Origin of the sequence: Pararhizobium capsulatum DSM 1112 (assembly GCF_030814475.1) — a bacterium.
GTDB lineage: Bacteria > Pseudomonadota > Alphaproteobacteria > Rhizobiales > Rhizobiaceae > Pararhizobium > Pararhizobium capsulatum.
Genome location: NZ_JAUSVF010000001.1, coordinates 2599001 through 2605000, shown reverse-complemented (window position 1 = coordinate 2605000; position 6000 = coordinate 2599001). Strand labels below are relative to the sequence as shown.

General features: G+C 53.9%; 1 tRNA gene, 2 rRNA genes and 2 pseudogenes (1 of these 5 running past the window's edge). All 5 read left to right on the top strand.

Annotated elements, in window-relative coordinates:
* A 23S ribosomal RNA gene (locus QO002_RS12735) occupies positions 1 to 2461 on the top strand; it begins 475 nt to the left of the window's first position.
* A gap of 362 nt (positions 2462 to 2823) precedes the next feature.
* Positions 2824 to 2938, top strand: a 5S ribosomal RNA gene (gene rrf, locus QO002_RS12730).
* A gap of 311 nt (positions 2939 to 3249) precedes the next feature.
* A tRNA-Met gene (locus QO002_RS12725) sits at positions 3250 to 3326 on the top strand.
* Between the two features lie 347 nt (positions 3327 to 3673).
* Positions 3674 to 4683, top strand: a pseudogene (locus QO002_RS12720) (IS3 family transposase); the annotation flags it as partial.
* 79 nt (positions 4684 to 4762) lie between these two features.
* Positions 4763 to 5847, top strand: a pseudogene (locus QO002_RS12715) (IS110 family RNA-guided transposase).
* Positions 5848 to 6000 lie beyond the last annotated feature (153 nt).

Here is a 6000-nt window from a genome sequence, read left to right as displayed (position 1 = left end):
TCCGGCCGTAGCGGGTGATAGCCCCGTACATGTAGAACACCCAAGGTCCTTGAGTAAGGCGGGACACGTGAAATCCTGTTTGAAATTGGGGGGACCACCCTCCAAGCCTAAGTACTCGTGCATGACCGATAGCGAACAAGTACCGTGAGGGAAAGGTGAAAAGCACCCCGACAAGGGGAGTGAAATAGAACCTGAAACCGGTTGCCTACAAACAGTCGGAGCCCGGGCCCTTTAGTGGGTTGGGTGACGGCGTACCTTTTGTATAATGGGTCAACGACTTAGTGTGACGAGCAAGCTTAAGCCGATAGGTGAAGGCGCAGCGAAAGCGAGTCTGAACAGGGCGTTCAGTTCGTCGCATTAGACCCGAAACCGAGTGATCTAGCCATGAGCAGGTTGAAGGTTGGGTAACACCAACTGGAGGACCGAACCCGCATCTGTTGCAATAGATTGGGATGACTTGTGGCTAGGGGTGAAAGGCCAATCAAACTCGGAAATAGCTGGTTCTCCGCGAAAACTATTTAGGTAGTGCGTCGACCGAATACCCTCGGGGGTAGAGCACTGGATGGGCTATGGGGACTCACCGTCTTACTGATCCTAACCAAACTCCGAATACCGAGGAGTACTAGTCGGCAGACACACGGCGGGTGCTAACGTCCGTCGTGAAGAGGGCAACAACCCTGACCTCCAGCTAAGGTCCCCAAGTCATGGCTAAGTGGGAAAGGATGTGAGGATCCCAAAACAACCAGGATGTTGGCTTAGAAGCAGCCATCATTTAAAGAAAGCGTAACAGCTCACTGGTCTAAATAAGGGTCTTTGCGCCGAAAATGTAACGGGGCTAAAGCCATGCACCGAAGCTGAGGATAGCGATCTTCTCACGAAGACGCTGTGGTAGCGGAGCGTTCCGTAAGCCTGTGAAGGGATACCTGTGAGGGGTCCTGGAGGTATCGGAAGTGCGAATGTTGACATGAGTAACGATAAAGGGGGTGAGAGACCCCCTCGCCGAAAGACCAAGGGTTCCTGCTTAAAGTTAATCTGAGCAGGGTTAGCCGGCCCCTAAGATGAGGCAGAAATGCGTAGTCGATGGGAACCACGTTAATATTCGTGGGCCTGGTGGTAGTGACGGATTGCGTAACTTGTTCGGACTTATTGGATTGTCCGGGCGGGGAAGCGGTTCCAGGAAATAGCTCCACCGTATAGACCGTACCCGAAACCGACACAGGTGGTCAGGTAGAGTATACCAAGGCGCTTGAGAGAACTATGCTGAAGGAACTCGGCAAATTGCACGCGTAACTTCGGAAGAAGCGTGACCCTGTCGTACGCAAGTATGTCAGGGTGGCACAGACCAGGGGGTAGCGACTGTTTATCAAAAACACAGGGCTCTGCGAAGTTGCAAAACGACGTATAGGGCCTGACGCCTGCCCGGTGCTGGAAGGTTAAGAGGAGAGGTGCAAGCTTTGAATCGAAGCCCCAGTAAACGGCGGCCGTAACTATAACGGTCCTAAGGTAGCGAAATTCCTTGTCGGGTAAGTTCCGACCTGCACGAATGGCGTAACGACTTCCCCGCTGTCTCCAGCATAGACTCAGTGAAATTGAATTCCCCGTGAAGATGCGGGGTTCCTGCGGTCAGACGGAAAGACCCCGTGCACCTTTACTATAGCTTTACACTGGCATTCGTGTCGGCATGTGTAGGATAGGTGGTAGGCTTTGAAGCTTGGACGCCAGTTCAGGTGGAGCCATCCTTGAAATACCACCCTTATCGTCATGGATGTCTAACCGCGGTCCGTTATCCGGATCCGGGACAGTGTATGGTGGGTAGTTTGACTGGGGCGGTCGCCTCCGAAAGAGTAACGGAGGCGCGCGATGGTGGGCTCAGACCGGTCGGAAATCGGTCGTCGAGTGCAATGGCATAAGCCCGCCTGACTGCGAGACTGACAAGTCGAGCAGAGACGAAAGTCGGTCATAGTGATCCGGTGGTCCCGTGTGGAAGGGCCATCGCTCAACGGATAAAAGGTACGCCGGGGATAACAGGCTGATGACCCCCAAGAGTCCATATCGACGGGGTTGTTTGGCACCTCGATGTCGGCTCATCGCATCCTGGGGCTGGAGCAGGTCCCAAGGGTTTGGCTGTTCGCCAATTAAAGCGGTACGTGAGCTGGGTTCAGAACGTCGTGAGACAGTTCGGTCCCTATCTGCCGTGGGTGTAGGAATATTGACAGGATCTGTCCCTAGTACGAGAGGACCGGGATGGACATATCTCTGGTGGACCTGTTGTGGCGCCAGCCGCATAGCAGGGTAGCTATATATGGAATGGATAACCGCTGAAGGCATCTAAGCGGGAAACCAACCTGAAAACGAGTATTCCCTTGAGAACCGTGGAAGACTACCACGTTGATAGGCCGGGTGTGGAAGTGCAGTAATGCATGAAGCTTACCGGTACTAATCGTTCGATTGGCTTGATCGTTCCCATTGCTTGTGTTCATCACTCGGCAAACGCAAAGCGTTTGTCCGATACTCGGCGAAGACGAAGTCTTCGTCCGACTGAACCATAAGCCATCAAAAAAAGACGTGTTCACATAAGACAAATGAAGCAAAAGCGATAAACCGCAGGCGGTTTACGCAGGCTTCAACCAGCTTCTCAAATATCGGTTTTACCCGCATCTGCGGTGTGAAAATCGCTCTGGCCCAAAGTCGCCTCCTCGTGAGATGACCGTATGGCCGTCCGATGTCCCCTGTGAGCGCCAAGCGAACAGGACAAGGAGTATCGGACAAGCAAAGAGCGAGATTTACACCTGCATTGCAGGTGTAAATCTTGCCCTTTGCCGACCTGGTGGTTATTGCGGGGTGGCCGCACCCGTTCCCATTCCGAACACGGCCGTGAAACGCCCCAGCGCCAATGGTACTTCGTCTTAAGACGCGGGAGAGTAGGTCGCTGCCAGGTCTGCAAAAGGCAAGAATAAACCGATAACATGCGCCCGATGCCGTAAGGCTGAGGATAAGCTGCATGTTCAACAAAAAACCATATCTTCTCTCAACAAACGCCGGCCCAAGCCGAAACAACGGGCCGCCCTCAAGCGGCCTTTTTGCTTCGGTAAATTAAACCGCATAAACAGACGAAATGTTGGTCAATCGAGCTTTTGCAATAAGCAAAAGCGCCGATAAAAGAACTCAAACGAGATTTTGGCTTTGCCAAAACTCGGCAGAAGCGACCAAAGGGTCGCAGCAATCTTTTTGCCAAAGGCAAAAAATTGGCGCGGGGTGGAGCAGCCCGGTAGCTCGTCAGGCTCATAACCTGAAGGCCGCAGGTTCAAATCCTGCCCCCGCAACCAGATCTTCCAGACAGAATAACCAAAAGCCCCGATCGCGAAAGCCAACGGGGCTTTTTGACGTTCAGCTTCATTCGCCCCTCAAAACCCCATCCTTCGCATCCAAGTCGCACGTGCCGATCAGTGTTACCGGATAGCTATTTCGACCGTTGAGCCTTATCTCGAAGAACTCGTGCTTGAATCAGCCTCTCTGCAAGCTTGGCCGGTATCACGCCTGGAGCCTTCTTCTGCTTCTCAAAGCGTTCCAGTATCAGTACTTCGTCATCGAGGGTAATCCCCCGGTAGTCCCCCCGCAAACTAAACGGGCTTTAAAGTAGAATTTTCTCACAAAGATTTTGGAGAAGATTCCGATGAAGACATCACGATTTAGCGACGCGCAGATCATGGCGATCCTGAAGCAGGCAGAGGACGGCATTCCTGTTGCGCAGTTGTGCCGGGAGCATGGCATGAGCGATGCCAGCTTTTACAAGTGGCGGGCCCGGTTAGGCGGCATGGATGCGTCCATGGTCAGCCAAATGAGGAGCATGGAAGACGAGAACCGGCGACTGAAGAAGATGTATGCGGAACTGAGCATGCAGAACGATCTTTTGAAGGAAGCTCTCGGAAAAAAGCGCTGAGGCCGTCTCAACGCAAGGAGATGGCCATGCAAGCGGTCCAGAAGCATAATATCAAAGTGGCCCTCGCGTGCCGGACGTTCTCGATCAGCGAGACGTGCTATCGATATGGACGCAAGCTCGACAGCGAGAACGAAGACATTGCCGACTGGTTGCTGCGTCTGACCACAGCCAGGAAGACTTGGGGTTTCGGCCTGTGCTTCCTTTATCTGCGCAACATCAAGGGCTTCACCTGGAACCACAAGCGGGTGTATCGCATCTATCGCGAACTGGAATTGAACCTTCGGATCAAGCCCAGGAAGCGTTTGGTTCGAGAGCGTCCCGAACCGCTGGCCGTGCCGGAACACCCGAACCGGACCTGGTCGATGGATTTCATGGCCGATCAGCTTGCCGACGGCCGCTCGTTCCGGACCTTGAACGTCATCGATGACTTCAACCGTGAGGGGCTTGGCATCGAGGTCGATTTCTCGTTGCCAGCCGAGCGGGTCGTTCGATCCCTCAACCGGATCATCGAGTGGCGTGGCAAGCCGGATATAATTCGTGTCGATAACGGCCCGGAATATATCAGCGGCACGCTTTTGGCGTGGGCCGAGAAGCGAAACATCACCATCGCCCATATCCAGCCGGGCAAGCCGCAGCAAAACGCCTACATCGAGCGCTACAACCGCACGGTTCGGCATGAATGGCTGGGATGCTTGATATTCGATACCATCAAGGAGGTGCAGGATCACGCCACACGCTGGCTCTGTTGGAGTGGACGGCTCCCAACGGCATCGAATGTGCCAGAATGAGTTCGGTAAGGTACTCAATCAAGGGAGACCGTTCGTGGAAGAGATTATCCGAATTGGTATGGACACGTCAAAGAACGTTTTCCAATTGCATGGCGTGACTGCCAGCGAGCAGCCTGTTCTTCGCAAGAGGTTTTCGCGAAATGGTGAAATACTTCGAGAAAACGCCGCCGACCACTGTTGCAATTGAAGCGTGTGGAGGGTCTCATCATTGGGCCAGGTTTTTGGGAGCGCTTGGCCACGATGTGAAGCTGATCGCTGCGGCGCGACAATCAGGATGAGAATCTCATCCAGATCGCCGCGCTATAGATCGCACCGCAATTGGCGAAACCCTATGTCAAGCGTGGTAAGAACGACATGGCGGACGCGGAGGCTTTGTGCGAGGCGATGAGCCGGCCGACCATGCGTTTCGTGCCAGTGAAGACTGCGGAACAACAGGCAGCGTTGATGTTGGTCGTTGTGAGGGAAAGGCTGCTGCGCAACCGCACTCAGCTCGCTAATGCGATACGCGGTTTTGCGCTGGAATTTGGCATCATCGTCGCCAAGGGGATGTGCCGGATCGAGCCGTTGCTGGAGCGCATTGCCACCGACAAATCTGTACCGGAACTCGCACGCGAACTCTTCGTCATCCAAGGCGTTGAATATCGAGATCTGCTTGTCGAAATCGAAACGGTCGATGAGAAACTGATTGCCTTGCACCGTTCCGATGAATGTAGCCGGCGCTTGGCCGAAATTCCTGGGGTGGGTCCGATCGGTGCCTCCCTGCTGAGAATGAAAGCGCCGGATCCGAAAATGTTCAGATCAGGCCGCGATTTTGCTGCCTGGATTGGCCTAACGCCCAAAGATCATTCTACCGCTGGAAGAGTGAGGCTTGGAGGGATCACTCGTGCGGGAGATGAATTACTGCGAAGCATATTGGTAGTTGGCGCAACTGCTCTTCTTCAGCACGTCAGAGCCGGTCGAAGCAAGCATGCCTCTCGATGGCTTCTCGAACTCCTACGACGAAAGAGACCAAAGCTGGTCGCCGTGGCGCTCGCCAACAAGATCGCCCGTATTGCCTGGAAGCTGATGATAAGCGGAGAAGCATACCAACGGCCTACAGGACCAGCACCGGCAATATGAAGATTGGCCATGACGGTGAGCGGGATTAGAATGCTACCGTTGTGAGTTGATGCTGTGAACTTGCAAGAAAAAGCAGATGGCGTGATCGATCGATCCAAGACACGTGAAACTCCGTTAAGTCCAATGGCTATCGAAAGTCGAGGCTCTGTTAGG